The sequence below is a fragment of the Streptomyces sp. NBC_01334 genome, from assembly GCF_035983595.1.
Lineage (GTDB): Bacteria > Actinomycetota > Actinomycetes > Streptomycetales > Streptomycetaceae > Streptomyces > Streptomyces coriariae.
Window position 1 is genome coordinate 1,069,186 of the sequence record NZ_CP130718.1, and the last position, 25,608, is coordinate 1,094,793.

Below are 25,608 nucleotides of genomic sequence, written 5' to 3' on the forward strand. Positions count from 1 at the left end.
ACGGGTCAAGTCGTCGGCGGTCCGGGATGCCCGCCGGGCCGTCGTGGTGGCGTCCCCTCCGGAGAAGGGACGGCACACGCGTCACACGCCGCCTGGGCCCCGCTCAGACGGGCCGGGTCCGTCCCTCCCAGTACGGCTCCCGCAGCCGCCGCTTGTAGAGCTTGCCGTTGGGGTCGCGGGGCATCTCGGTGATGAAGTCGATGCTCCTGGGGCGCTTGTAGCCGGCCAGCCGTTCGGCGCAGTGGTCGAGGAGGGCCGCGGCGAGGTCGGGTCCGGGGGCGTGGCCGGGGGCCGGTTCGACCACCGCCTTCACCTGCTCGCCCCAGTCGTCGTGCGGGATGCCGAAGGCGGCGGCGTCGGCGACGGCGGGGTGGGCGAGCAGCGCGGACTCGATCTCGGCGGGGTAGATGTTGACGCCGCCCGAGATGATCAGGTCGATCTTGCGGTCGCGGAGGAAGAGGTAGCCCTCCTCGTCGAGCACGCCGAGGTCACCGACGGTGAAGAAGTCGCCGATGCGGTTCTTCCGCGTCTTGTCGGCGTCCTTGTGGTAGGCGAAGCCGCCGGTGGTCATCTTCATGTACACCGTGCCGAGTTCGCCGGGCGGCAGACGGTTGCCGTCGTCGTCGAAGACCGCCAGTTCGCTGATGGGCCAGGCCTTGCCGACCGTGCCGGGCTTCTTCAGCCAGTCCTCGGCCGTGGCGAAGGCACCGCCGCCCTCGCTGGCCGCGTAGTACTCCTCCACGCAGGTGCCCCACCAGTCGATCATCGCCCGCTTCACATGGTCGGGGCAGGGCGCGGCACCGTGGATGGCGTGCCGCATGGACGACACGTCGTAGCGCGCCCGGACGTCCGCCGGGAGGGCCAGCAGACGGTGGAACTGGGTCGGGACCATATGAGTGTGGGTGCACCGGTGCGTGTCGATGAGACGGAGCATCTCCTCGGGCGTCCATTTGTCCATCAGGACGAGTGGGTGGCCGATGTGCAGGGACGCGCCCGCGAACTGGAGCACCGCCGTGTGGTAGAGCGGCGAGCAGACGAGATGCACGTTGTCGTCGAAGGGCCGGACGCCGAAGATGCCGAGGAATCCGCCGAGGTAGGCCTCCTCGGGCAGCTTGCCGGGCAGCGGACGCCGGATGCCGCGCGGGCGGCCCGTCGTGCCCGAGGTGTAGTTCATGACCCAGCCGAGGGTGCGGTCGGCGGGCGGCGACTCCGGTTGTCCGTCGAGGAGTTCGGCGTACTGCCGGAAGCCCTCGACCTCGCCGACGGCGTACCGGTGGGTGGTGGGGAGACCGGCCTCGTCGGCGGCCCGGCGCGCCTGGTCGGCGAACCGCTCGTGGGCGAGGAGGACCTTGGCGCCGGAGTCGGAGACGATCCAGGCGATCTCGGGGCCCACCAGGTGGTGGTTGACGGGGACGAGGTAGAAGCCGGCCTGGGTGGCGGCGAGATGGGCGGTGAAGAACTCGGCCGAGTTGGGCAGGACGACGGCGAAGGCGTCGCCGCGCTCCAGACCGGCGGCGCGCAGTCCGTGCACGAGCCGGTTGGCGGCGGCGTGCAGACGTCCGGCGCTCCACTTCTCCGCGTCCGGCGCGATCAGGACCGTGCGGTCGGGGTCCTGGGCCGCCTGGGCCCAGAAGCCCGCGGGGGGTGTGCTGGTCATGTGCCGCTCCTTCCGGCGATGCGGTTGACGCGGTCCACGGCCCGCTCGAAGCCGCGGGTGAGGTCGTCGAAGACGGCCTGGACGCTGCGGACGTCGTTCATCCGGCCGACGATCTGGCCGACGGGCGTGCCGAGCAGGGGGTCGACCTCGTACTTCTGGATGCGCGAGACGGCCTCGGCGACCAGCAGGCCCTGGAGCGGCATGGGAAGGGTGCCGGGCCCGTCGTCGGCGTCCCAGGCGTCGGTCCATTCGGTGCGCAGCTGGCGGGCGGGTTTCCCGGTGAGGGCGCGGGAGCGGACCGTGTCGCCGGAGCCGGCCGCGAGGAGCTTGCGGGTGAGGGCGGACGAGTGCAGATCGGCCTCGGCGGTGGTCAGCCAGACCGATCCGAGCCAGACGCCCTGGGCGCCCAGGGCGAGGGCGGCGGCGACCTGCTGTCCGCTGCCGATGCCTCCGGCGGCGAGGACCGGGAGCGGGTCGACGGCCTCGACGACCTCGGGGGTGAGCACCATGGAGGCGATCTCGCCGGTGTGACCGCCCGCCTCGTAGCCCTGGGCGACGACGATGTCGATGCCGCCCTCCTGGTGTTTGCGGGCGTGCCGGGCGCTGCCGGCGAGGGCGGCGACGAGCACGCCCTGTTCGTGGGCGCGGGCGACGATGTCGGCGGGCGGGGAGCCGAGGGCGTTGGCCAGCAACCGGATCGGGTAGTCGAAGGCGACGTCGAGCTGGCTGCGGGCGACCTGTTCCATCCAGCCGGTGATCCGCCATCCGGACGCCTCGCCCTCGGCCAGCTCGGGCACCCCGTACTTGGCGAGGGTCTCCTGCACGAACTGCCGGTGCGCCGCGGGGATCATCGCTTCGACGTCCGCCTCCGTGACGCCTTCGACCTTCTTCGCGGGCATGACGACGTCGAGGCCGTACGGCTTGCCGTCGACATGCGCCTCGATCCAGTCGAGGTCGCGTTTGAGGTCGTCGGGCGCGGTGTAGCGGACCGCGCCGAGCACGCCGAAGCCGCCGGCGCGGCTGATGGCCGCGGCGACGGCGGGGAACGGCGTGAAGCCGAAGACGGCGTGCTCGACTCCCAGTTGCTTGCTCAGCTCCGTCTGCATGGGCGCAGGATGCCGCAGCCGGTGCGACGACGGAAGCCTCTTTCTGATACTCCGTCAGATTTGCTGTCCTCAGCCGGGCACGTTCATCCGCTGGGTGCCCACGACCGAGAGCAGCCGCAGCGCCTCCTCGGACGGCGAGCCCGGGGCGGCCGTGTAGACGACCACCCGCTGGTCGCGGTCGGTGATGTCCAGGACGTCGCAGTTCACGGTGACGAGACCGACGAGGGGGTGGTCGAAGGTCTTGCACAGGGTGGGCCGCGCGGCCACCTCGTGGGCCGCCCACAGTTCGGCGAACTCCGCGCTGCCGGCGAGCAGTTCGTCGATCAACGCGGTCAGTTCGGGGTCGCCCGGGTAGCGGCCGGCGGCGCCGCGCAGGTGCTGGGCCGCGGTCCGGGCGAACTCGTCGGCGTCGGACACGCTGTACAGCCTCGTACCGCCGGGCCAGGGCTCCAGGAAGGCCCGCCGGACCAGGTTGCGGTCCCGCCGCGGCAGGGCGGAGAAGTCCTCCATGAGGGCGGCGGCCAGCGCGTTCCACGCGATGACCTCGTAGGTCGCCGACAAGACGATCGCCGCGGCCTGCGGCAGCCGGTTCAGCAGGTCGACGATGCTCTGCCGCACCTCGCGCGAGGGGCCGGGCGGGGGTCCGGGCGGTGTGCCCGCGAGGTGGTGGAGGTGGTCGCGCTCGGCGTCCGACAGCCGCAGGGCCCGGGCGATCTGGGCCAGCACCTCGCGGGACGGGTGCGGGGCGCGCGCCTGCTCCAGGCGGGTGTAGTACTCGGTCGAGATGAACGCCAGCTGGGCCACCTCCTCGCGGCGCAGCCCGGGGGTGCGCCGACGCGACCCGGCGGGCAGCCCCACGTCGGCAGGGGTGATGCGTTCGCGTCGGCCGCGCAGGAAAGCAGCCAGTTCTCGTCGGTCCACGCCTCCAGTGTGCGCGGACCGCCGTGCGCTCAACCAGGTACCGGCTGTGCCTGGATGAGCGGCGCGGCCGGGCGCAGGCTCGTCGGCATGACCCACAACACAACGACCAGCACCACTTCCCACCCGGCTTCGGGCCTGCTCGCCGACAAGGTCGCCTTCGTCAGCGGCGCCGGTCGCGGCATCGGCGCCGCCGCTGCACGGCTGTTCGCCCGGGAAGGCGCCCGGGTGCTCCTCGCGGCCCGCACGGAGACCCAGCTCAAGGCCGTGACCGAGGAGATCCGGGCAGCCGGCGGCACCGCGGAGTACGTGCGCTGCGACCTGGCCGAACCGGCGAGCGTCCGTGCCGCCGTCGACCGGACCGTCGAGCTGTACGGCAGGCTCGACGTGGCCTTCAACAACGCGGCGACCATCCAACAGCCGGGCCCCATGGAGGAGCTGCCGGAGACCGAATTCGACCATGTCCTCGCGGTGAACCTCAAGGGGCCCTGGCTGGCGATGAAGGCGCAGATCGCCGCGATCCGCGCCACCTCGGGGACCGGCGCCATCGTGAACACCTCCAGCGTCGGCAGCCTGATGGCCAACCCGGCGCTGCCCGTGTACGGCGCGGCGAAGCGGGCGCTGAACAGCCTCACCGCGTCGGCCGCCGCCACCTACGGCCCCGAGGGCATCCGCGTCAACGCCATCGCGCCCGGTACGACGCTGACGGAGATGATCGACGCCTGGGAGGCGAGCACTCCGGGAATCGTCGGCCACCTCAACGCCCTGACCCCGCTGGGCCGCGCCGCCGAACCGGACGAGGTCGCCCAGGCCGCGGCCTGGCTGCTGAGCGACCGGGCGTCCTACGTCACGGGCACGGTCCTGCGGGTCGACGGCGGCATGCGGGCCTGACCCCGGGGCCGCTCAGCCGGTGGCCGGCTCCTCCAGCACCGCCATCGCCGCGTTGTGTCCCGGCACCCCGCTGACCCCTCCCCCGCGCACCGCGCCCGCGCCGCACAGCAGCACGTTGGCGTGCCGGGTCTCCACGCCCCAGCGGCCGACGCCCTCCTGGGCGTACGGCCAGGCCAGGTCGCGGTGGAAGATGTTGCCGCCGGGCAGCCCGAGGTCGCGTTCCAGGTCCAGCGGGGTCCGTGCCTCGATGCAGGGGCGGCCGTCGGCGTCGGTGGCCAGGCAGTCGGCGAGGGGCTCCGCGAGGTGGGCCTCGAGCTGGGCGAGGGTCGCCCTCAGGAGCTCCTCGCGCACGGCGTCGTTGTCCCGCTCGAAGAGCCGGGCGGGTGTGTGCAGACCGAACAGGGTCAAGGTCTGGTAGCCCCGCGCCGCGAGGTCCGGCCCGAGGATGGTGGGGTCGGTCAGGGAGTGGCAGTAGATCTCCGAGGGCGGGGCGGCGGGCAGTTCACCGGCGGCCGCCTGGGCGTGGGCGGTGGCGAGCTGCTCGTAGCCCTCGGCGATGTGGAAGGTGCCGGCGAACGCCTCACGCGGGTCGACGGAGCTGTCCCGCAGCCTGGGCAGGCGCTCGAGCAGCATGTTCACCTTGAGCTGGGCGCCCTCGGCGGGAGTGGGCGGCGCGTCGCCGGTGAGCTCCGCGAGCGCCTGCGGGGAGGCGTTCACCAGGACGTGCCGGGCGGTGGCGACGCCCTCGCCGTCGGCCGTACGGTAGGCGACCTCCGCCGTACGGCCGTCCGTGTCGATGCGTACGGCCTCGTGCCCGGTGGCCAGGACGGCGCCCGCCTCCCGGGCGGCGGTGGCGAGGGCGTCGGTCAGTGCGCCCATCCCGCCCACGGGTACGTCCCAGGCGCCGGTGCCGCCGCCGATCACGTGGTAGAGGAAGCAGCGGTTCTGCTTCAGGGAGGGGTCGTGGGCGTCGGCGAAGGTCCCGATGAGGGCGTCGGTCAGGACCACACCCCGCACCAGGTCGTCCGTGAAGCGCTCCTCGACGGCGACGCCGACGGGCTCCTCGAACAGGGTCCGCCAGGCCTCCTCGTCGTCGACGCGGCGGCGCAGTTCGTCCCGGGTGGGCAGCGGTTCGGTGAGGGTGGGGAAGACCCGCCGGGCAAGGCGCCCGGTCATGCCGTAGAAGCGCTCCCAGGCCGCGTACTCGCGCTCGCCGCCGGTCAGCCGTGCGAACGCCTCCCGGGTGCGTTCCGCGCCGCCGCCGACGAGCAGTCCGGTGGGCCGCCCGCCGCGCTCCACGGGGGTGTACGAGGAGATGGTGCGGCCCTGGACGCGGAAGTCCAGCCCCAGGTCCCGCACGATCTTCTGCGGCAGCAGGCTGACCAGGTACGAGTAGCGGGACAGCCGGGCGTCCACACCGGTGAACGGGCGGGTGGAGACGGCGGCGCCGCCGGTGTGGTCGAGCCGTTCCAGCACCAGCACGGACCGGCCGGCCCGGGCCAGATAGGCGGCGGCGACCAGGCCGTTGTGGCCGCCGCCGACGATCACGGCGTCGTAGGCGCGGTGTCCCGGGTGATCCGCGTGTCCCCGGTGGTCCTCGTGTCCCGCGTGTCCCTCGTGTTCAGGCATGGTTCTTCGTAACACGAGCCGATCAAGGTCGGCCAGAGGTGGTCACGGCCGGCGCAGCCGCACCGCCAGGAAGGTCGGCGTGCGGTGGGTCCTCTCGTACCTGCGCGGATCGACCGCCCACGCCTCCTCCGTGGCCCGCGGCTCCTTGACCCGGGCGGCGAACTCCTCGCCCATCTCTCCGTGATAAGCGGTCGCGGCTCCCATACGATCATGATGGCCTCAAGTACGCGGCACCGCACCCGTGTTGGACCCGAGGGGGACGCATGACCACCGAGCCCGAGCCCGGACCCGAGCCCCGCGCGACCACCGCGCCCACCGCGCCCGCCGCGGGGCCGCCCGCACGGCCGAGCGTCCTCAACGTCGTCGGCGTGCACCTCTATCTGGAGCGCGACGGCAGGATCCTGCTCGGTCTGCGCCACCCCGACTCGCCCTTCGCGCCCCTGCACCACCACTTCCTGGCCGGGCACTGCGAGCAGGAGTCCGCCGTCGCCTGTCTGATCCGCGAGGCCCGGGAGGAGGCCGGCCTGGAGATCGCGGCGGCGGACGTCGAACTGGCGCATGTCGTCCACGTCGTCGACTCGCCCGGGACCCGGCCACGGATCCAGCTCGTGTTCCGCGCGCGGCGGTGGCGGGGCGAGCCGCGGCTGTTGGAGCCGGACAAGTGTCTCGGCTGGGACTGGTGGCCCCAGGACGCGCTGCCGGAGCCGATGGTGGGGTACGCGCGGGCGACGGTCGCCGGGATCCGTGCCGGGCGGCTGTACACGGAGCTGGGCTGGGCCTGAGGAGACCTACGCTCCGCCCGCCGCGCGCTGCTGCTGCAGCACCGCCACCCTCCGGTACAGCTCGACAGCCTCCTGGCCCCGGCCGAGCCGTTCCAGGCAGTGGGCCTCGTCGTTGCGGGCGGCGAGGGTGTCGGGGTGGTCGGCGCCCAGCAGGTGCTCGCGGGCCACGGCCACCCGCCGGTACTCGGTCAGGGCGTCGGTCCAGCGGCCCAGCCAGCCCAGGCCGACCGCGACCTCGCGGCGGCTGACCAGCGTGTCGGGGTGGTCGGCGCCGAGCACGCGCTCCCGGATGGCGCACACGTCCCGGGACTCGGCGAGAGCCTCCTCCCAGCGGCCCAGCCGGCCGAGGTTGACACCGAGACCGTGGCGGGCCCGCAGGGTCTCGGGGTGCGCCGGGCCGTGGATGCGGGCGCGGTCGTCCACGAGGTCGCGGTAGAGCCGGAGCGCCTCCGCGCTGCGGCCGAGGCGGCCCAGGCTGATGCCGGTCTCGTAGCGGGCGGCGAGGGTGTCGGGGTGGTCGGGACCGAGAGCCTGTGCGCGGGCCGCGGCGACCTCGCGGTAGGTCTGGAGGGCCTCCGTCCAGCGGCCCAACTGCCCCAGGGCGTAGGCGACCTCGTAGCGGGTGACCAGGGTGTCCGGATGGACGGGGCCCAGAACGCGGCCGCGCGCGACGGCCACCTCGCTCGCCATCCGGTAGGACTCCTCCAGCCGGCCGAGTCTGCTGAGGTTGAAGGCGAGGTTGTGGCGGCAGCGCAGGGTGTCGGGGTGGTCGGGGCCCGCCGTGCGCACCCGGGCGGCGAGGACCGAGGCGTACACCTGGTGGGCGTCGAAGTGGCGGCCCAGCCGGCCGAGCACGTAGGCCATCTCCTGCCGGGTGGCGAGCGTGTCGGCGTGGTCGGCGCCGAGCACCCGGGTACGGGCGGCGGCCACGTGCTGGTACTCGCGCAGCGCGTCGGCGGCACGGCCGGTGCGGCTCAGGGTGAAGGCGACCTCGTAGCGGCTGGCGAGCGTCTCGGGGTGGTCCGCGCCGAGCAGGTGCGCGCGTTCGGCGGCGACGGCGCGGTGCACCTCCCCGGCCTCCGCCCAGCGGCCGAGCCGCCCCAGGCTGAGGCCGGCGCTGTGCCGTCCGGCCAGCGCGGTGAGCGCCTGCGGGGACGGCGTGTCCGGAGCCGACGGGGCGGGGACCGCCCCGAGCGCCGGCCGGGGGATCCACTCGCCGGTCAGGGCCGCCGCCGCGTCCGGCGGCGTGACCCGAAGTGCGGCGCCGGTGGCCTTGTGGCCGGTCGTCATGCCCTGCGTCCAGGACGGCAGCCGCGGCTCGCGGCCGGCGGGTCCGGGCGGCCGCAGCTCGGGCCGGGGCGTCACCAGGGTCGGCACGTACGCCGGTGCGGTGCGGCCCGCGGCGATGCGCCGGACGATCTCACGGGCGTCCTGGGGGCGCTCGTCGGGCCGTTTCGCCAGCAGGTCCAGGATGATCCGGTCGAGGTGGTCGGGCAGGACGGGGCGGAGTTCACGCGGCGGCCGGGGCGGGGTGTCCCGGTGGCCGACGAGGATCGCCCAGGGGTCGTCCAGGTCGAACGGCGGGGCCCCGGTGGCGATCTCGTACAGCACACAGCCCAGCGAGTAGAGGTCGCTGCGCTGGTCGACCTCCTCCCCGCCGATCTGCTCCGGCGACATGTAGTGCGGGGTGCCCATGGCTATGCCGGTGCCGGTGAGACGGGAGGTGAAGCCGATGTCGTGACCGAGGCGGGCGATGCCGAAGTCGCAGATCTTCACCGTGCCGTCGGCGAGCCGCACGATGTTCGCGGGCTTCAGGTCGCGGTGCACCACGCCCTGCCGGTGCGTGTAGGCGAGGGCCGCGGCGACCTGGTCGGCGACCTCCACGACGTCGGCGACGGGCAGCGGCCGGCGCTCGTTGTCGTCCAGCAACTGGCACAGGTTGCTGCCGTCGAGCAGCTCCATGACCAGGAAGAGGACACCCTCGCTGTCACCGAAGTCGTGGACGACCGTCACCCCGCGGTGCTGGAGCGCGGCGGCGACGCGGCCCTCACGCCGGAAGCGTTCCCGCAGGACGCGCCCGGAGGCCGGGTCGTGGTGCGGGGCGATCGGTTTGAGGCACTTCACGGCCACCTGCCGACCGAGGGACTCGTCACGGGCCCGCCACACCTCGCCCATGCCACCGCGCCCGATCCGGTCCAGCAGCCGGTACCGGCCCTGGATCATCCTGCTCTCCGCCATAGTGCGCCGCCGCCCCCGTTGCTTTCCGGCCCTCCCCTGGCCGGTCCAGTATGGCGGCCTATCGCCCGACTTTGAACGGGGCCGGGCGAGCTTCGGGGCCGAGCCTCGCCATCGCCCGCCGGACGTGTTCGGGAAGGTGGGTCGTCCTCCCGGTCCCGTCCATATGTCCGGGGAGCCGCTGTCGCTCTCGGTCCCTGAGGGCCGCACACCCGTACGCGCGGGATCAGCGGGCTTCCCGGCCGAAGTCGGCTGCGGGCAGAACCAGCCGGAAGGTGCAGCCGCGGCCGGAGACCGTGTCGAGTTCGAGGCGCCCGCCGTGGCCCTCGGCGATGGTCGCGGCGATGGCCAGGCCGAGGCCGCTGCCGCCGTGGATGCGGGAGCGGGCGGGGTCGGCGCGGTAGAAGCGCTCGAAGACGAGTTCGGCGTCGGCGGGTTCGAGGCCCGGTCCTTCGTCGGCCACCTCGATCACGGTGATCGGCAGGCCCTCCGGCAGAGGCGGTGAAGCGGTGGTGCGTCCGGGTCGCTCCGTCCCTCCGGTTCCGGCACCCGCCTCGGTCGTGCCGACGCGAACGTGGACGCGGGTGCCCGGTGGGGTGTGGGTGCGGGCGTTGGAGAGCAGGTTCTCCACGATCTGACGCAGACGGTGCGGGTCGCCGACGGTCTCCGCGACGTCGAGTTCCTCGGCTCCGGTGGGATCGGCCGGGGTGTGCAGCGGGCCGAGGTCGACGGGGTGGGCCTCGCTGTGGACGGCGGCGGCGCTGACGGCGTCCGCCGCGAGGGTCAGCAGGTCGACCCGGTCCGTGCGGTAGGAGGGTTCTTTGTCCAGGGTCGCGAGCAACTGGAGGTCGTCCACGAGCAGACTCATGCGTTCCGCGTTCTGCGCGATGAACCGGTCGGCCTCGTTTCGGTCGAGGGCCGAGCGCGGTTCGGGACGGAGGGCGAGCTGGGCGTAGCCCTGGATGGCGGTGAGCGGAGTGCGCAGTTCGTGCCCGGCGTCGGCGACGAACCGGCGCAGGCGGGCCTCCGAGGCCTCTCGGGCCAGCAGCGCCTTCTGCAGGCGGTCGAGCATGGAGTTCAGGACCTGGCCGAGTCGTCCGATCTCGGTACGCGCATCGGTGTCGGTCAACCGCAGATCGAGTCGGCCTGCGGTGATGTCCTGAGCCGTCCGTTCCATTCTGGTCAGGGGCAGCAGTCCCAGACGGACCACCCACCGGCCCAGGGCGATCAGGGCGACGATCGTGACGGCGAGCAGCACGGCGTTCAGCCACAGAAGCTTCGATGTGGCGCCGTCGACGGTCTCGAGCGGAAGGGCGACCACCGCTCCCATGCCGTCCGGACCGGGGTTCAGCAGCACCCGCCAGCGGCCGTCACCACTGATGGCGGGCACGGTCTCGGGGTGCCCGTCCTGCAGCCCGAGGTCCTCCGCCTGATCGGCCAACCGAGGCCCTGGCCTGGTCTCGGAGCCCAGGGAGCTGTTCAGACGGCGCCCGGAGGAGTCGTAGAAGTAGATGTGGAAGTCCGAGGGAAGCACGTCCGGACGTGCTCCCGAGTGCGGGAGCCTGCCTCGGAGCGCGTCGTAATAGGCGGGAGCCGGCGGATGGAACCCGACGAGCTGCTCGTCGACGCGGTCCAGCAGCCAGGAGCGAAGCACCACAAAGCCGATCGCCTGGGAGGTCAGGACTGCCACGGTGGCGAGCAGAGCGGCGCCGAGGACGAGGCGCCGTCGCACCGACCTGGGCGGCCGGGGCAGGAACCGGGTCACTGGTCCGACGTCCCTGAGTGGTCGCGGGGAAGCCTCAGGCAGTAGCCGACGCCACGCACGGTGTGGATCAGTGGCGGCTCGAAGCAATCGATCTTCCTGCGCAGGTACCTGACGTACGTTTCGATGATCCGCGAGTCGCCCGCGAAGTCGTAGCTCCAGACGTGGTCGAGGATCTGGACCTTGCTCACCACCTGGCCCGCGTTCGACAGGAGGTATGCCAGGAGCTTGAACTCGGTCGGAGACAGGGCGATGTACTGCCCTGCGCGGTGCACCTCGTGGGCGCCCTCGTCGAGTTCGAGGTCGGCGTAGCGCAGAACACTCTGCACCGCCTGCCATGCGGCGGCCGGCGCCGTGCGACGCAGAATGGCCTCGATGCGCAGCAGCACCTCCTCGATGCTGAAGGGTTTGGTGACGTAGTCGTCCCCGCCGGCACCGAGGCCGGTGATGCGATCGTCGGTGCCTGTGCGGGCGGTAAGGAACAGGATCGGACAGTCGTCGCCTGCCGCCCGCAGCCTGCGGGTCACCTCGAAGCCGTCCAGGTCGGGCAGCATCACGTCCAGCAGCACCAGATGCGGTTTCAGGCGTTCGACCTCCAGGAGGGCCGTCTGTCCGGTGTCGGTGCTGCTCACCTCGTATCCGGTCAGGCGAAGCGTTGCCTCCAGCAAGGTGCGAATGCTGGGCTCGTCCTCGACCACGAGGAGCCGATGTCGCGGCCGCGCGGTTGCGGGCTGCTCGGTCATGGATCTGCTGGTCCGTTCTGCCGTGTCGCGAACGTCGCTCGGGCGTCGGCTACTCGGCGGCGCAGTCGTAGAGCACGTTACTTCCTCCGAATCCCCTCGCACCGCCGCCGTTGTTCTGTGACGACGTACCGGAGTCGCCGCCGTATGCCGACGCCGGAACCTCGGTGCAGTGGCCGGCGATCCAGTCGGAGCGCTGCTCGGTGTATCCGCCGGACAGGCCCGGCACGCCGCCGCCGTTCGTGTCGGAGCCCAGGATGTAGCGTAGTTCGCCGTTCCTGGTCCACTCCTTCAACTGGGCCACCGAGGGCGCATTGTCGCTGTTCGTGAAGCCACCCATGCCGATGACCGTCTCGTCGGTGCCCAGGATGAAGGCGCCGGCGGACAGGGCGCCGCCCTCGACGGCGAGCTTGATGCGTGCGTCGGGTGCGTGCTCGACAGCGTACTGAAGGATCTTCCGCTGATCAGCGGTGAGTTCCCCATCGCCGAAACCGCCGCGCCCGCCTGGGGCGCTCCCGGAGCCTTGGGACGTACCGGGCATGCCGTTCGGTCCCCCCGTGGGCATGCCGGAGGGCATTCCGCCGGACAGGGGTCCACCTGACCGGCCCGAGGACTCGTCACCGCCGGGGAGGCCCGGCATGTTCGACGGCATCCCGGACGGCATGCCCGACGGAAGGTCGCCGCCGTTCCCACTCTGCCGGGGCATGCCGCCGCCGAGGCCGAGCGTCTGCGGACCGGCCATCGGGTTGGAGCCGCCCATGCTGGGGGAGCCGGGCACGCTCAACGCCCAGGCTCCCGGGGCCACCAGTACCGACGCCAGCGCTGCGCCCACCGCAGCCGTCAGCAACCGGCCGTGCCGTCGTGAGAGCACCAGCAGGACGACGGCGGCGCAGCCCACGAGCAGCACCGGCCACACCAGCCAGCCGTTCCAGTCGGGTTCGCGGCGGATCAGCACCACCGCCCAGACCACGCTCACCGCGACCCCGGCCACGCCGGCCAGTGGCGCCCAGCGCAGGCCCGCACGGTGCACGCGGGCCAGGCCGGCCGTCAGTCCGCCGCACAGAGCGGCGATGGCCGGCGCGAGCTGGGTGGTGTAGTAGGGGTGGAAGATGCCCTTCTGAGTCGAGTACACGGCGGCGCAGACCACCAGCCAGGTTCCCCACAGCAGCCAGCCGGAGGCCGGCAGCAGGGCGGAGGCGGGCAGCCTCCCACGTCGGCGCAGCACCGCCGCGGCGACGGCGACGGCCAGAGCCAGCGCGCAAAGCGGCAGCAGCCAGCTGATCTGACCGCCCACCTGCGTGGCGAACATCCGGCCCGGGCCGGACTGGCCGCCGAACCCGCCGGCGAAACCGCCCCCGCCCCCCATGCCCTGGGGCGTTCCGTCGCTGGAACCGAAGACCCTGCCCAGTCCGTTGTAGCCGATCACGAGGTCCCAGGCCGAGCCGTCCTCGCTGCCGCCGATGTAAGGGCGGTCGCCAGGCCACAGGGCCACCATGGCGACCCACCACAGAGAGGACGCCGCCAGGATGGCTCCCGCGCCCAGCAGACGCCGCACTCGCGGTATCCAGGGGCAGCTTCCTCCCACGAGCCAGGCGACGGCGAACGCGGGAACGACCATCCAGGCGGCGAGCATTTTGGTGAGGAATCCGCACCCGATCAGGAAGCCGCTCGCGCACAGCCACCAGGTCGCGGCCCGGCCCTCGGCCTGCAGCGCACGGGTGAGCGCGTACGCCGCCGACACCAGCAGCAGGACCAGCAGCGTGTCCGGGTTGTTGTCCCGGTTGATGGCCACGGTGATGGGCGTCAGGGTGAGCACCAGAGCCGCGATCAGCGCCGCTCCCTCCCCCGCCCAGCGGCGCACGGTGCGGTGCAGCACGAGCACCCCGGCCACACCTTCGAGCACCTGCGGCAGGATCAGCGCCCAGCCGTGCATCCCGAATATCCTGCTGCTGATCACCTGCGGCCACAGCGCGGCCGGGGGCTTGTCGACCGTGATCACGCCCGCCGGGTCGAAGGAGCCGAAGAGGAAGTCGGTCCAGCTCTTCCCCATCGACTTCACGGCCGCCGAGTAGTAGCTGTTGCCCCACCCCAGGGAGCCCAGTGCCCAGCCGTACAGGACGGCCGCGAGCACGAGGACGGCTCCGAGCGCCGCGGGTGCCGCCCAGGTGGGGAGCGAGCGGACGGACGTACTCGTGTGCCTCCCCTCGTGTGCCGATGCCGCCGGTGCGGGCCTGATGTGCGCGGAGTTGCTCATGTCGGAATTCGCTCTCGTCAACGGGTACGGCTACGGGGGTCGGCGAAGACGGCCAGCCGCAGTACGGCGAAGCGCACGCAGGTGACCGCGACCGACGCCGTGGCGAGGACCGCGGTCTCCGCGGCCGGCGAGGCACCGGGATCGAGCCGCTTGAACCACAGCACCGCGGCGGAGGTGACCAGATAGCCGAGGAGGAACAGGCCCCCGGCACCGAGGTGCGCCCGCGCGGGCGGGGTGGCGGCGTACCGGAAGGTGAGGCGGCGGTTCGCCTCGGTGTTGAGGACGGTGAGGCCGAACAGCGAGATCAGGTTGGCGACGGCCGGAGACCACCAACCGCGCAACAGCCAATACAGCAAGGCCTGTCCGACCGTGGAGACGACACCGATCGCGAGGAAACAGCCGACCTCCCACGACAGCACACCGCGCCGTGCGGAGGGGGCGAGGACGGCGTCGGGGTGTTCGGCGGCCGGCTCGGGGCGCGCCCGCACCTCGACCCGGGCGTCACCGGACGCCTTGAGCCGCGCCATGCGCCACAGGCCCCGCAGGTCTTCCCTGGCGGTGCTCACCACATCCACCCGGGTGTCGATGTCCTCGACCCAGTCGACCGGGACCTCGTGGATACGCAGCCCGTTGTGCTCGGCGAGCAGGAGCAGCTCGGTGTCGAAGAACCACGCGTCGTCGCGGGTCACTTCCAGCAGCGGCCGGAGCACGTCCGTGCGGGCCGCCTTGAACCCGCACTGGGCGTCGGTGAAGCGGACTCCGTGGGTGAGCCGGATGATGCCGTTGTAGCAGCGGGAGACGAACTCGCGGCGCGGGCCGCGGACCGTGCGTGCGCCGGAAGCCAGCCGGGAGCCGATCGCGACGTCCGAGTGGCCGCTGGCCAGGGGCGCGACCAGCGGGAGCAGTCCGTCGAGGCCGGTGGAGAGGTCCACGTCCATGTACGCCACGATGTCCGCGTCGCTGGCGCCCCAGACGGTGCGCAGCGCAAGTCCACGCCCCTTGCGGTCCAGGTGGACGACGCCGACGCCGGGCAGCTCGTCCGCGAGGCGGCGGGCGGTGGCGAGGGTCTCGTCGGTACTGGCGTTGTCGGCGACGGTGATCCGCCAGGGGAAGGGGAAGCCCTGGGACAGCCGGGCATGGAGCGTGCGCAGGCAACCGGGCAGTGCTCGTTCCTCGTTGTATACCGGAACGACGATGTCCACCGTCGCGGTACCGGCGTGCGGGAGAAGCGAATGTTCCACGGGCTGGAAGGGGGCGGGGCGCTCCACGCGGGCGGCGAGTTCGGTGAGGTGGGGGGTGGGGGTCATGGTTTCCTCAGGCATGAGGGGACGGCAGACTGCGGCTCACAGGCCCTGGTCCAGGGCCTGTGAGCTCACTGTTGCCGCCCCGCCTGTGGGGGCAACGGGAGAATCGCGAGAACTGACGGGGAGTCAGATCAATGGCCGAAAGCGCTCTCTCGATCCACCGTGAGCTCGTCCGCCTCACGGCGTTGCGGGCCCGGAGACCGCCTCATCTCCCCCATGCGCCCCCTGCACGATCGCCTCGCGCCGACGGGGCGGTCGCCGGGCCGGCCGAGGGACCGCTTCAGCACGTGGTCGCGGCGGTGAGCGTGGCCGCTCTCGCCTCCCGGGTCTGCCCGGAGGCCGGGACGGAGATCGCCCAGAAGGCCCTCGCCACAGCAGGAGAGATCAGCGACCGGATGGCCCTCGTCGCGGGGTGACCCCGCCCCGAGCACCGGCCCACCCGGACGCGGATCGCGTCGATCACGGTCAGCGACTCGGGTGTTGCCCCATGCTCGACCCAATTGACGCATGGCCTACGAACAGGGCGCCCCCTGCCCACCGCTGAGGCCGCCGAAGACCGCCGGAGGGCGTACGGCCCGGCAAGCCGACTTCGCCAGAACCGGGACATAGCGCTATACCCCGGGGCGATCCCCTAGAGCCGTTAAGCCCGTTTCCCACCGTTCTGCTCCCGGACGGTGTCGAACAGGGAGGTCAGAGCGGGACTTCCCGCGAGACTGTCCAGCAGGACGTGAAGCGACTGTCGTTCCGTGGTGCCCAGGTCTGCGAGGATTTCGCCGTCGAGATCGACGAGTGTGCGGTTGAGGCGGGCCAGGACCTTGCGCCCTTCGGCGGTGATGTCCACGGCGTAGCGGCGACGGTCCTGCGGATCTCGTGTCCGCTCCGCGTATCCGGCGCGCTCCAGGTCGTCGAGACTCGTCACCATCGTCGCGGGGTCGATGCGCAGGAACGAGCCAAGTGCCAGTTGCGGCATGGCACCGTTGTCCGCCAAAGCCTGCAGGACGCTGTAATGCCGCACTCGCAGGCCGGTCCCGCCGATGCCGTCCTCGGCGATCCTGAACGCCACCTGTCCGAGTTTGACCAGCAGGCAGATGGTGTGCTCGGCCACTGTCCCCGGTACCAGCGGAGCCTCGGACATCGTTTATCCCGCCCATGGTTAGTCGTACGTATGGTCCTGTCCATCGTACGAGAAAGCCCGAGGCGCCAGGACCGCTGCAGGCCGGCGGGATTCCCCCGTCCGCCGGCTTACGGCCGGTGCGGCCTGGGTGGTCAGCCGACGATGGCCCGACCGAAGATCTGCCGGGCTATGACCCACTTCTGGATCTCGTTGGTGCCCTCATAGATCTCGCCGATCTTGCTGTCCCGGTAGATCGCCTCGACGGGGCCGGGGCTGCCGTCGGCACCCAGTTCGCGCGCGAAGCCGAGGCCTCCGAAGGCCTGGACGGCGTCGCGCGCCATGTCCACCGACAGCTTGGTGGCGTAGTACTTCGCCATCGCGGCCTCGGGCTCCGGGGACGGGTTGCCCGCGTCCAGGCGCAGGGCGGCCTTGGTGTAGAGGGTGCGGGCGTTCTCGATCTCGGTGGCCCGTTCGGCGAGCAGGAACTGCCAGTGCTGGTTGGCGGCCACCGGCTTGCCGAAGGCGTGTCGCGTCGACAGGTGGGCCACGGTGTGGTCGAAGGCGGCCTGCGCCATGCCGACCCCGGCAGCCGCGATGCCGATCCGGCCGTAGGTCAGAGTGGACAGCGCGTGGCGCAGTCCGTGTCCCTCGGCGCCACCGAGGAGGTCGTCGTCGGTCAGGTGCACATCCGTGAAGCGGATGTCCGCGGTGAGCTGGCCACGGTTGCCCATCTTGCGGTCGGGAAGGCCGACTTCCACTCCGGGAAGTGCCGTGTCGACGATGAACATGCTCAGCCGGGTGCCGGTGCGGGCGAGAACCACCACGAACCCGGCGACGGGCGAGTTGGAGATCCACCGCTTGTGGCCGTTCAGCACCCAGCCGGCCTCGGTGCGTATCGCCTCGGTCTGTACCGCTTGCGGAGACAGGTCGCTGGAGGCATCCGGCTCGGTGGTGGCGAAGGCGCCGACCACTGAGCCTTCCGCGACCTTTCGCAGCCATCGCTGCTGCTGCTCCTCGGTGCCCTGCCGCAGGGCGTTGCCCGCCAGGATGCAGTGCACATCGAAGACGGCCGCGACGCTGCTGGAGTAGTAGGCCAGTTCCTCGACGGCCGCGGCGGTGGCGGTCGCCGGGTGGGTCAGACCGTCGCCGCCGACCTCGCTGGGGAAGGGGATCCGGAAGACCCCCGCCGACGCAAGCCCGTCAAACACATGTCGGGGGAAGCCGTCCGTGCGCTCGTCGCCCCCCGCGATCGCCACGGCGTGCGGAGCCACTTCGTGCTCTGCGATCCGGCGCACGGCAGCGCGAACGGACTGTGTCTCTTTGGGGGCGAGGAGCTCGTGGTAGAGCCGGTCGATCTGGCGTGTGGGAGTGGAAGTCATACGGGGAAGATATCATTAGCACCACGTACCATTAGCTTGGCAATCTATTTTGGAGGTTCGACCATGCCACAGACGCTGGCCGACAAGACCATCCTGATGTCGGGAGGCAGCCGCGGCATCGGACTCGCCATCGCTCTGCGCGCGGCCCGCGACGGTGCGAACGTGGTGATGCTCGCCAAGACCGCCGTGCCGCATCCGAAGCTCGAAGGCACGGTCCACACCGCCGTTGACGAGATTGAGCGCGCGGGCGGCAAGGGGCTGGCCGTCGTCGGTGACGTCCGCAACGAGGACGATGTGCGCACCGCTGTCGACGCGGCGGTCAGCGCCTTCGGTGGCATCGACATCGTGGTGAACAACGCCAGCGCGATCGACCTGTCGTCGTCGGAGCAGCTGGAGATGAAGCGGTACGACCTGATGCAGGACATCAACACGCGTGGCACGTTCCTGCTGAGCAAGGCCGCTATCCCGCACCTGCGCAAGGCGGGCAACCCGCACATCCTCACGCTCTCCCCGCCGTTGAACCTCGCGCCGCACTGGGTGGGGAAGCATCTCGGTTACACGCTGTCGAAGTACGGCATGAGTCTGTGCACCATCGGGCTCGCCGAGGAGCTCGCCGCCGATGGCATCGCCGCCAACTCGTTGTGGCCGCGGACCCTGATCGACACAGCCGCCGTGCGCAACGTGGTCGGCGGCGCCGGACAAGCCCGTAGTCCGCGGATCATGGCTGAAGCCGCGTACGCCATCCTCACGCGTGACGCGCGAAAGTGCACCGCCAACCTGTTCATCGACGACGAGGTCCTGTCGGACGAGGGCGTCACCGACCTGTCCGTCTACAGCCCTGCCGACTTCGAAGGTGATCTCGCGCTCGACATATTCGTCGATCCGGCCTGATCCCACTGCTCAGTAGATGAACGCGAGGGCGTTCTCGATGCCCTTCTCGAGGACCTCATCGGCGAGCTTCGAGTCGAAGGCGGCGCGGGACAGCTGCAGCGACCCAGGCCTTCGCAGCGGCCGATCTAGTGCTCTGACCCGTAGGTTCGCCGGGTTGGTGGTCGTGGCGGTTGGATGTGCACTGACGTCCGTCCCGACCGCTGGGGGTGTGGTGGCAGAGCCTGTCCGTGTGCGCAGGTTGACCGATCAGGAGGGGCAGAAACCACAGCAGATCGTGCGCCGGGGCAGCACCAGTTCGGTGCGGTTCCGGCGGGCGATGATGCTGCTGGCCTCGGCCGGCGGGCGGGAACCGGGTGCCGGTGATCGCGAAGCTGGTGCAGGCCGACGAGGACACCGTCCGGGACGTGATCCACCGGTTCAACGAGATCGGCCTGGCCTGCCTGGACCCTCAGTGGGCGGGAGGCCGTCCCCGCCTGCTCAGTCCTGACGACGAGGACTTCGTCATCCAGACGGCCACCACCCGCCCCACCAAGCTCGGCCAGCCCTTCACCCGCTGGTCCATCCGCAAACCCGCCACCTACCTGCGAAAAGTGCACGGGCGCGTGATCCGGATCGGCCGCGAGGCATTACGGTGCCTGCTCGCCCGTCGCGGCATCACCTTCCAGCGCACCAAGACCTGGAAGGAGTCACCGGACCCCGAGCGCGACGCCAAGCTCGACTGCATCGAGCACCTGCTGGAACGCTTCCCTGACCGGGTGTTCGCGTTCGACGAGTTCGGCCCGCTTGGTATCCGGCCCGCCGCTGGCGCGTGCTGGGCTGCTGCTGGTCACCCCGAGCGCCGTCCCGCGACGTACCACCGCACTCACGGAGTGAGGTACTTCCACGACTGCTACTCGATCGGCGACGACACCCTGTGGGGCGTCAACCGTCGCAAGAAGGGCGCCGCGAACACCCTGGCCGCGCTCAGGTCGATCCGGGCCGCTCGCCCGGACGGCGCCCCGATCTACGTCATCATGGACAACCTGTCCGCCCACAAGGGCGACACCATTCGCCGCTGGGCGAAGAAGAACAGGGTCGAGCTGTGCTTCACGCCGACCTACGCGTCCTGGGCCAATCCGATCGAGGCCCACTTCGGGCCGTTGCGACAGTTCACCATCGCCAACTCCAACCACCGCAACCACACCACACAGACCCGGGCCCTCCACGCCTATCTCCGCTGGCGCAACGCCAACGCCCGCCACCCCGACGTCCTTGCCGCCCAACGTCGAGAGCGCGCCCGCAGCCGCAGTGAGAAGGGCATCCGATGGGGCGGACGAGCGAGGACGGCGGCTTGATCATTCGCTGACGTTCAACGTCTCGCAGTCCGCGACTCCAGTTCGGACAGCACCGTCCGGAGCCGCTCCAGGGCCGCGGTCGTGTCCGGCTCTCCGCGATTTCAAGGTCAAGATGGCAACGACCCATGCCGCTGCCCGCGCCGGTGACCTCGCCGTCGAGCTCGAACGCCGTCTCCAGAGCCTCCTCGACGTCGTCACGATCGATCGGCAGCCCCACGAAGACGATCTCGACGAACACTCCGGTCCTCCCCTGAACCCGGCGAACCACAGCGGTCAGAGCACCTGGCTGCTCGCCGGTCGACCGTTCGCCGGCTTCTCGGTTCGCCAGCCGAGGAGGATCGCGCGAAGCGCCTGTTCGGCGAGGCAGCGGGCGCGATCGTTGCCGACGCTGCCGAGGTGACTGAGCGACGCGATGCCGTACAGCGTGCCCCAGAGGATCTCACAAGCCTGGTCGAAATCGGCCAGGACCACGTCGTGCGCAGCCGACCAGGAGGTGAGCAGCTCCTTGAGGACGTCGATGGCCGGTTCCGCGACGCGCCGGCGTTCGTCCGCGTCGACCATCGGGTCGTTCATGACCTGGAAGAGGTGGGGGTGCTCGCCGGCGAACCGGACGTACTGCGACGCAATGCGCGTCATGCGCCGGTCCGTATCGGGCTCCTGCGCGGCTTGGCTGAACTCGCTCAGCATCAGGCGGTGACCGTGCGCGACCAGCTCCAGTACGAGCGCGTCCTTGTTGGCGAAGTGCTGGTAGACGACGGGCGCGGAATATTCGACGTCGGTGGCGATGCGCCGGATCGTCAGGGCCGCGATGCCCTCGGTCTCGAGGACGTGCAGCGCGGCCTCGATGATCCGCTCCCGGGTGTTCGCCCGTTCGCGGGCCCGTCTCGTGCTGGTCGGCATGGTCCGTCACTTCGCTTCGATGGTGTCCTCGAACACTAGTCACCGCCTTGACCGCGCCGGCGACGCGCGTCATAGTTAACGCCGTTAGGAAATCTAACGGCGTTAGGAACGAGTAGTAAGTCATGATTTACCACATCAACAGAGTCACGATGAAGGCCACTGCGACGCCCGAGCAGATCGAAGGGGTGCTGGAGAGCTGGCGCAATCAGGGCCGGTCGAACCCCGCCATCAAGTCCTTCGTCGTCGGCCGCGACCACGGCGGCGACTACACGTACGGCGCGGTGTTCGTCGTCGAACATCTCGACGGGCTCTTCGCCTACCTGACGCACCCGACCACCTACCAGACCGACCACCTCGGGCTGCACCTGGTCGAACGGCTGGAGATCTTCGACGTCAGTGACGACGACGACCCCGACCTGAACGCCAAGATCCAGGGACTGCACCGGCGCCGCAACGAGCTCAACCCGCAGATCGCCGGCATGCTCGCAGACGTGCCCACGTACACCGGCTCCGGCGTGGACGACTGACCGATACCCCGGAGAAGGAGAATCCGTCATGGCCAAGCACGTCATCATCGGTGCCGGTTCCATCGGTACCAACGTCGCCCGTCTGCTCGCCGAGCGCGGCGAGAGCGTCCGGATCGTCACCCGCAGCGGCTCCGGCCCCGAGCACCCGCTGGTCGACCGGGTCGCCGCGGACGCGTCCGACCCGTCCCGCCTGACCGAGCTGTCCCGCGGCGCGGAAGTGATCTACCACTGCGCCAATCCACCCTCATACACGGCGTGGGAGCGCCTGTTGCCGCCCCTGCAGACGGCGGCCATCACCGCCGCCAAGGCGAACGACGCCGTCCTCGCGCTGACCGGCAGCCTCTACGCCTACGGTCCACAGCCCGGCGGCCGGATGAACGAACACACCCCCATGGCCGCCACCGGGCACAAGGGCCGCCTGCGCAGACGCATGTGGGAACAGGCCCTCGCCGGGGGGATCCGCACCGTCGAGGTCCGCGGCTCCGACTACATCGGCAAGGACGCCAACGGCATCTACTCCCTGCTCATCAAGTCGGCCCTGCAGAAGGGAAAAGCGGCCTGGATCACCGGCCACCTGGACATGCCACACACCTTCACCTTCAACGGCGACATGGCACAGGCCCTCATCACGCTGGCCTCGGAAGAACGCGCGTGGGGCCGACCCTGGCACGTGCCGTCCGCGCCGGCCGTCACCATTCGCGAGCTGGCGCGGCGCTACGCCGTCGCGGCAGGCCGGCCACCGGTCAAACTGATCCAGATACCGCGCTCCGTGACGCGTACGGCCGGGCTGATCGTGCCGATCGCCCGCGAGATGGCCGAGATGGACTACCAGTGGTACGCGCCGTTCCACATGGACGCGACGGAGACCGCCGAGACCTTCGGCCTGACCGCTACCGACCTCGACACCGCCGTCCGCAATGAGGTCGGCTGAACTCCACCGCCACACCGGCACGTCGACGGCAGGTCCGCCGACACCGTGAACATTCGTGGTCACGGCACTGGTCGGGCAGGCGGCGGAGGGACATCCGACGCCGCACTGGTCCCGGTGCTCGGGCGACAGACAGCCGCGAACGAGATCCTCGAGTCCCGGGCAGCAGAGTGCCCTACCGCGCCGCCTGCGTGCGTAGCTCCTCCGCGACGACGTTGGCGACGAGGTCGTCCCTTGATGCCACAGGATCCTCTGACGCCACAGGATTCTCCGTTCGTTCCGCAGAGCCCTTGCCTTGCTCGTCATCCCGAGCCTATGTTCTGTCGAATGTAATATTATGACTCACATTTGATGGCGCCGTCAAAGTCAGAGATGAGGCATGCCGTGAGTGACGTCCCCTTCCAGCCCGCAGTGGAGCAGTCACGCGCGCTGGCCGCGGGTGAGATCTCGAGCCGGGAACTCGTCGAGCTCTATCTTGAGCGGATTGCCACCCATAACACCGCGTTGAACGCGGTGGTGACCCTTGACCCCGAGCGGGCCCGTCGCGAGGCCGGGGAAGCGGACGCCGCGCGGGCGGCCGGGCGAGACCTCGGTCCTCTGCACGGTGTGCCGATCACGGTCAAGGACAGCTTCGAGACAGCCGGGATGCGCACCGTCTGCGGGCGAACAGACCTCAAGGACTACGTGCCCGACCAGGACGCCGAGGCGGTCAAGCGGCTGCGTTCGGCCGGTGCCGTGATCATGGGGAAGAGCAACATGCCTCCGGGCAACCAGGACGTCCAGGCCGACAACCCGGTGTTCGGTCCTTCATCGAACCCGTGGGACACGACCCGTACCTCGGGCGGATCCGCCGGGGGCGGCGCCGTCGCCACCGCCGCGGGCCTCACGACGTTCGACTTCGGCTCGGAAATCGGCGGATCGACCAGGATCCCGTCCCACTTCAACGGCCTGTACGGGCACAAGTCGACCTGGCGGTCGATACCTCTCATCGGGCATGTGCCCTACGGGCCGGGCCCGGGACGATGGACCGAGGCCGACATGGGCTGCGGCGGCGCGCAGGTCCGCGACGCCCGTGACCTCGTCCCGATCCTGCGGGCAACGGTCGGGCCCGCCGACTACGACGGCGGTTTCAGCTACACACTCGCACCGCCGCGCGCGACCAAGCTCGCCGACTTCCGGGTCGCCGTCTGGGGTGAGGATCCCGCGTGTCCGGTCGACAGCGACGTCGCGGCAGCCGTGGACGATGCAGTCACTGTGCTGCGGGCGGCCGGCGCGAAGATCACGGTCCAGCCCGCCAGCCTCCCTGTCGACATCGCGACGAATCACGGGAAGGCCTTCCAGCCCCTGCTCTTCGGCGCGGGCGACCGCACCGGCCTCGCTCCTGCCTCCAGCGCCGCAGTGCTGGCCCGGTTCCTCCAGCACCCGCGGGGTGACGCCGGTCCCGCCCTGCTCGGAACCTTTCAGTCCCACTATCACTGGCTCCAGGCCGACATGGTGCGCAATGAGATCCGGCAGCGATGGTTCGAGTTCTTCCAGGACTTCGACATCGTGCTCATGCCGGTCACCCCGACGGCCGCCCCCGCCCACCACAACAAGCTGATCGACTGGTTCGGGCGGCCATTCGAAGTCGAAGGTGTGCGACGCCCTTACTGGGACCAGGTCAAGTGGAGCGCCGTCGCCAACGTCTCCGGGGGGCCGGCGACGACCATCCCGGTGCGCAAGGGCAGGAGCGGACTGCCCATCGGTCTGCAGGCCATGGGCCCGAGCGGGGGCGATCTCACCACCATCGAGTTCGCCGCCCTGCTGGGCCGGGAAGTGGACGGCTTCGTGCCGCCTCCGGCCTTCGCCTAGACCCCCACCACTGGACCCTGACCATCGGCCCGAACGCCCCGGAGAACGACGATGCACAGCTTGAGCCGCAACGCGTCACGACTGCTGACGGATTCCGCGTCCCGCTACCCGGAACGCACCGCGATCGTCTTCGGCGACGACCGCATCACGTACGAGGCCCTCGACGTCGCGGCCAACCGGGTCGCGAACCTGCTCGTCTCGCGCGGGATCCAGCCCGGGGACAAGGTCGCGCTGTCCTGCCCCAATTCGCCAGCATCTACTTCGGCATCCTCAAGGCCGGGGCCGCGGTCGTGCCGCTGAACGTGCTGTTGCAGGGCCGCGAGGTCGCCCACCACCTCACCGACTCCGACGCGAAGGGCGTGCTTCGCCTTCGAGGGAACCCCGGAGCTGCCGATCGGGAAGGCCGCCTGGGAGGGATTCCGGAAGAGCGGGCTGCGCCGAGTTCTTCCTGATCGAGAGCGGCGGCGCGCCGTGGTCCGGGGACGAGACGCCGGAGTCCTACACCTCGGTCGTAGCCGAGCAGCCCGTGACGTTCCGGACGGTCGAACGCGACGAAGACGACACAGCGGTGGCCCTCTGCACGTCCAGCACCACCGGCCACCCCAAGGGCGCGGAGCTGCGTCACCGCAGCGTGTATGACAACGCGTCCGCCGGCGTCGACCTGTTCATTTCGAGGGGGCAGCGCCCTGCTACATGTTGATCATGTGGCCCGCGAGGCCGTGGACGGCTTCCTTGACCGCCTCGCCGAGGGTGGGGTGGGCGTGGACGTTGCGGGCGACCTCATGGACGGTGAGGTCCCACTGCTGGGCCGGCGTCAGTTCGGGGAGCAGCTCGGTGACGTCCGGGCCGATGAGGTGAGCGCCTATGAGCTCGCCGTACTTGGCGTCACTGATGAGCTTCACGAAGCCGGTCGCATCACCCGGGCCATGAGCCTTGGCGTTCGCGGTGAACGGGAACTGGGCGTGATGCATGACCACCGGCGGGCCCACTTCACCGGACAGCCAGCGGTCCCCCCACCGGTTCATCACCAGCAGCACACCGTAGAAGTCGCGCCCCTTCTCCTTGAGCACGTAGTCGTACCGCACCGGCTCCGTCTGGTACGGCCGTTTCTCCAGCAGCTCCTCGTCCACCAGCCGGCGCAACCGATCCGTCAATGTGTTGCGCGCGATCCCCAGCGACACCTGGAACGCGTCGAACCGTCGGATCCCGTAGAACGCCTCACGCAGCACCAACGGCGTCCACCGGTCCCCGAGCAAGTCCATGGTGCGCGCGATCGAACAGGGCCACTGCGCAAAGGAGGTCCGCCTCATGACAGCCAGCGTAGGTTCGTCCAGTCGTGAGACCCAGCAGGTGGAGCGACGACAGTTCATACGCGCGACATCTTGCGCTCAATAAATAACGAAGTT

Annotated in this window: 21 protein-coding genes and 4 pseudogenes; 10 read left to right on the forward strand and 15 right to left on the reverse strand. The window is 70.7% G+C overall.

Features of this window, described 5'->3' with window-relative positions; all coding sequences use genetic code 11:
- Positions 1-103: 103 nt before the first annotated feature.
- From OG736_RS04860 to OG736_RS04870, 3 genes are all read right to left on the reverse strand, one after another.
- Entirely contained in the window at positions 104-1,657 is a 1,554-nt protein-coding gene (locus OG736_RS04860; protein ID WP_327181314.1) for an acyl-CoA synthetase, read from the reverse strand.
- The gene (locus OG736_RS04865) at positions 1,654-2,763 is read right to left on the reverse strand and encodes an NAD(P)H-dependent flavin oxidoreductase (RefSeq protein ID WP_327181315.1); all 1,110 of its coding nucleotides are present in this window, start codon (positions 2,761-2,763) and stop codon (positions 1,654-1,656) included. Before OG736_RS04865 ends, OG736_RS04860 begins: the two co-directional genes overlap by 4 nt.
- A gap of 69 nt (positions 2,764-2,832) precedes the next feature.
- Positions 2,833-3,684 carry a helix-turn-helix transcriptional regulator gene (locus OG736_RS04870; protein ID WP_327181316.1) on the reverse strand — a complete coding sequence of 284 codons (852 nt, stop codon included), beginning with the start codon at positions 3,682-3,684 and terminating at the stop codon, positions 2,833-2,835.
- A 54-nt stretch (positions 3,685-3,738) separates the two neighbouring features.
- Here OG736_RS04870 and OG736_RS04875 point away from each other — a divergent pair, with 54 nt between their 5' ends.
- On the forward strand, positions 3,739-4,572 hold the full coding sequence (locus OG736_RS04875; RefSeq protein WP_327181317.1) for an SDR family NAD(P)-dependent oxidoreductase: 834 nt from the start codon (positions 3,739-3,741) through the stop codon (positions 4,570-4,572).
- Positions 4,573-4,584: 12 nt separating this feature from the next.
- On the opposite strand, the gene OG736_RS04880 is transcribed toward OG736_RS04875, so the two are convergent.
- Both OG736_RS04880 and OG736_RS04885 read right to left on the reverse strand, forming a co-directional pair.
- Positions 4,585-6,201, reverse strand: coding sequence for a phytoene desaturase family protein (locus OG736_RS04880; RefSeq protein ID WP_327181318.1), 1,617 nt, complete (start codon positions 6,199-6,201; stop codon positions 4,585-4,587).
- A gap of 42 nt (positions 6,202-6,243) precedes the next feature.
- Positions 6,244-6,405: a hypothetical protein gene (locus OG736_RS04885; RefSeq protein WP_327181319.1), complete on the reverse strand. Its 162-nt coding sequence runs from the start codon at positions 6,403-6,405 to the stop codon at positions 6,244-6,246.
- Between the two features lie 59 nt (positions 6,406-6,464).
- Here OG736_RS04885 and OG736_RS04890 point away from each other — a divergent pair, with 59 nt between their 5' ends.
- Positions 6,465-6,983, forward strand: coding sequence for an NUDIX hydrolase (locus tag OG736_RS04890; RefSeq protein WP_327181320.1), 519 nt, complete (start codon positions 6,465-6,467; stop codon positions 6,981-6,983).
- A gap of 6 nt (positions 6,984-6,989) precedes the next feature.
- Here the strand turns inward: OG736_RS04890 and OG736_RS04895 are convergent, their stop codons facing one another.
- The 5 genes from OG736_RS04895 to OG736_RS04915 all read right to left on the reverse strand — a co-directional run bounded on the left by OG736_RS04895 (position 6,990) and on the right by OG736_RS04915 (position 15,281).
- Positions 6,990-9,221, reverse strand: coding sequence for a serine/threonine-protein kinase (locus tag OG736_RS04895; RefSeq protein ID WP_327181321.1), 2,232 nt, complete (start codon positions 9,219-9,221; stop codon positions 6,990-6,992).
- Between the two features lie 223 nt (positions 9,222-9,444).
- Entirely contained in the window at positions 9,445-10,983 is a 1,539-nt protein-coding gene (locus OG736_RS04900; RefSeq protein ID WP_327181322.1) for a sensor histidine kinase, read from the reverse strand.
- The gene (locus tag OG736_RS04905) at positions 10,980-11,723 is read right to left on the reverse strand and encodes a response regulator transcription factor (RefSeq protein ID WP_327181323.1); all 744 of its coding nucleotides are present in this window, start codon (positions 11,721-11,723) and stop codon (positions 10,980-10,982) included. The genes OG736_RS04900 and OG736_RS04905 overlap by 4 nt, the downstream gene beginning before the upstream one ends.
- Before the next feature lie 49 nt (positions 11,724-11,772).
- Positions 11,773-13,974: a glycosyltransferase family 39 protein gene (locus OG736_RS04910; protein ID WP_327181324.1), complete on the reverse strand. Its 2,202-nt coding sequence runs from the start codon at positions 13,972-13,974 to the stop codon at positions 11,773-11,775.
- A gap of 17 nt (positions 13,975-13,991) precedes the next feature.
- Positions 13,992-15,281: a bifunctional glycosyltransferase family 2/GtrA family protein gene (locus tag OG736_RS04915; RefSeq protein ID WP_327181325.1), complete on the reverse strand. Its 1,290-nt coding sequence runs from the start codon at positions 15,279-15,281 to the stop codon at positions 13,992-13,994.
- 131 nt (positions 15,282-15,412) lie between these two features.
- On the opposite strand from OG736_RS04915, the gene OG736_RS04920 reads away from it, so the two are divergent.
- Positions 15,413-15,694, forward strand: coding sequence for a hypothetical protein (locus tag OG736_RS04920; protein ID WP_327181326.1), 282 nt, complete (start codon positions 15,413-15,415; stop codon positions 15,692-15,694).
- A 224-nt stretch (positions 15,695-15,918) separates the two neighbouring features.
- On the opposite strand, the gene OG736_RS04925 is transcribed toward OG736_RS04920, so the two are convergent.
- Both OG736_RS04925 and OG736_RS04930 read right to left on the reverse strand, forming a co-directional pair.
- Positions 15,919-16,413, reverse strand: coding sequence for a MarR family winged helix-turn-helix transcriptional regulator (locus OG736_RS04925; protein WP_051185546.1), 495 nt, complete (start codon positions 16,411-16,413; stop codon positions 15,919-15,921).
- Positions 16,414-16,544: 131 nt separating this feature from the next.
- Positions 16,545-17,771: an acyl-CoA dehydrogenase family protein gene (locus OG736_RS04930; RefSeq protein WP_327181327.1), complete on the reverse strand. Its 1,227-nt coding sequence runs from the start codon at positions 17,769-17,771 to the stop codon at positions 16,545-16,547.
- 63 nt (positions 17,772-17,834) lie between these two features.
- On the opposite strand from OG736_RS04930, the gene OG736_RS04935 reads away from it, so the two are divergent.
- The gene (locus OG736_RS04935) at positions 17,835-18,662 is read left to right on the forward strand and encodes an SDR family oxidoreductase (RefSeq protein WP_327181328.1); all 828 of its coding nucleotides are present in this window, start codon (positions 17,835-17,837) and stop codon (positions 18,660-18,662) included.
- Between the two features lie 211 nt (positions 18,663-18,873).
- Positions 18,874-19,996: pseudogene (locus OG736_RS04945) on the forward strand (IS630 family transposase).
- 273 nt (positions 19,997-20,269) lie between these two features.
- Here OG736_RS04945 and OG736_RS04950 read toward each other — a convergent pair.
- Positions 20,270-20,896, reverse strand: coding sequence for a TetR/AcrR family transcriptional regulator (locus tag OG736_RS04950; RefSeq protein ID WP_327181329.1), 627 nt, complete (start codon positions 20,894-20,896; stop codon positions 20,270-20,272).
- Positions 20,897-21,018: 122 nt separating this feature from the next.
- Between OG736_RS04950 and OG736_RS04955 the strand changes: the two genes are divergently transcribed.
- The 5 genes and pseudogenes from OG736_RS04955 (at position 21,019) to OG736_RS04975 (ending at position 24,902) form a co-directional block, all read left to right on the forward strand.
- The gene (locus OG736_RS04955; RefSeq protein ID WP_327181330.1) at positions 21,019-21,423 is read left to right on the forward strand and encodes a Dabb family protein; all 405 of its coding nucleotides are present in this window, start codon (positions 21,019-21,021) and stop codon (positions 21,421-21,423) included.
- A 28-nt stretch (positions 21,424-21,451) separates the two neighbouring features.
- Complete coding sequence (locus OG736_RS04960) at positions 21,452-22,354, forward strand: SDR family oxidoreductase (RefSeq protein ID WP_327181331.1); 903 nt, start codon at positions 21,452-21,454, stop codon at positions 22,352-22,354.
- Between the two features lie 381 nt (positions 22,355-22,735).
- Positions 22,736-24,202, forward strand: a complete 1,467-nt coding sequence (locus OG736_RS04965) for an amidase (protein ID WP_327181332.1) — start codon at positions 22,736-22,738, stop codon at positions 24,200-24,202.
- A gap of 51 nt (positions 24,203-24,253) precedes the next feature.
- Positions 24,254-24,654: pseudogene (locus OG736_RS04970) on the forward strand (AMP-binding protein).
- Between the two features lie 74 nt (positions 24,655-24,728).
- The gene (locus OG736_RS04975; RefSeq protein WP_442817000.1) at positions 24,729-24,902 is read left to right on the forward strand and encodes an AMP-binding protein; all 174 of its coding nucleotides are present in this window, start codon (positions 24,729-24,731) and stop codon (positions 24,900-24,902) included.
- Here OG736_RS04975 and OG736_RS04980 read toward each other — a convergent pair.
- A pseudogene (locus OG736_RS04980) lies at positions 24,892-25,164 on the reverse strand (dihydrolipoyl dehydrogenase); the annotation flags it as partial. The gene OG736_RS04975 and the pseudogene OG736_RS04980 overlap by 11 nt on opposite strands.
- A gap of 45 nt (positions 25,165-25,209) precedes the next feature.
- A pseudogene (locus OG736_RS04985) lies at positions 25,210-25,572 on the reverse strand (winged helix-turn-helix transcriptional regulator); the annotation flags it as partial.
- Between the last annotated feature and the right edge of the window lie 36 nt (positions 25,573-25,608).

Excerpts from the sequence above, each read along its gene's own strand:
- OG736_RS04860 (WP_327181314.1), bottom strand. The coding sequence starts at position 1,657 with ATGACCAGCACACCCCCCGCGGGCTTCTGGGCCCAGGCGGCCCAGGAC.
- OG736_RS04865 (WP_327181315.1), bottom strand. The coding sequence starts at position 2,763 with ATGCAGACGGAGCTGAGCAAGCAACTGGGAGTCGAGCACGCCGTCTTC.
- OG736_RS04875 (WP_327181317.1), top strand. The coding sequence starts at position 3,739 with ATGAGCGGCGCGGCCGGGCGCAGGCTCGTCGGCATGACCCACAACACA.
- OG736_RS04880 (WP_327181318.1), bottom strand. The coding sequence starts at position 6,201 with ATGCCTGAACACGAGGGACACGCGGGACACGAGGACCACCGGGGACAC.
- OG736_RS04885 (WP_327181319.1), bottom strand. The coding sequence starts at position 6,405 with ATGGGAGCCGCGACCGCTTATCACGGAGAGATGGGCGAGGAGTTCGCC.
- OG736_RS04890 (WP_327181320.1), top strand. The coding sequence starts at position 6,465 with ATGACCACCGAGCCCGAGCCCGGACCCGAGCCCCGCGCGACCACCGCG.
- OG736_RS04895 (WP_327181321.1), bottom strand. The coding sequence starts at position 9,221 with ATGGCGGAGAGCAGGATGATCCAGGGCCGGTACCGGCTGCTGGACCGG.
- OG736_RS04905 (WP_327181323.1), bottom strand. The coding sequence starts at position 11,723 with ATGACCGAGCAGCCCGCAACCGCGCGGCCGCGACATCGGCTCCTCGTG.
- OG736_RS04910 (WP_327181324.1), bottom strand. The coding sequence starts at position 13,974 with ATGAGCAACTCCGCGCACATCAGGCCCGCACCGGCGGCATCGGCACAC.
- OG736_RS04915 (WP_327181325.1), bottom strand. The coding sequence starts at position 15,281 with ATGACCCCCACCCCCCACCTCACCGAACTCGCCGCCCGCGTGGAGCGC.
- OG736_RS04920 (WP_327181326.1), top strand. The coding sequence starts at position 15,413 with ATGGCCGAAAGCGCTCTCTCGATCCACCGTGAGCTCGTCCGCCTCACG.
- OG736_RS04925 (WP_051185546.1), bottom strand. The coding sequence starts at position 16,413 with ATGTCCGAGGCTCCGCTGGTACCGGGGACAGTGGCCGAGCACACCATC.
- OG736_RS04930 (WP_327181327.1), bottom strand. The coding sequence starts at position 17,771 with ATGACTTCCACTCCCACACGCCAGATCGACCGGCTCTACCACGAGCTC.
- OG736_RS04935 (WP_327181328.1), top strand. The coding sequence starts at position 17,835 with ATGCCACAGACGCTGGCCGACAAGACCATCCTGATGTCGGGAGGCAGC.
- OG736_RS04950 (WP_327181329.1), bottom strand. The coding sequence starts at position 20,896 with ATGCCGACCAGCACGAGACGGGCCCGCGAACGGGCGAACACCCGGGAG.
- OG736_RS04955 (WP_327181330.1), top strand. The coding sequence starts at position 21,019 with ATGATTTACCACATCAACAGAGTCACGATGAAGGCCACTGCGACGCCC.
- OG736_RS04960 (WP_327181331.1), top strand. The coding sequence starts at position 21,452 with ATGGCCAAGCACGTCATCATCGGTGCCGGTTCCATCGGTACCAACGTC.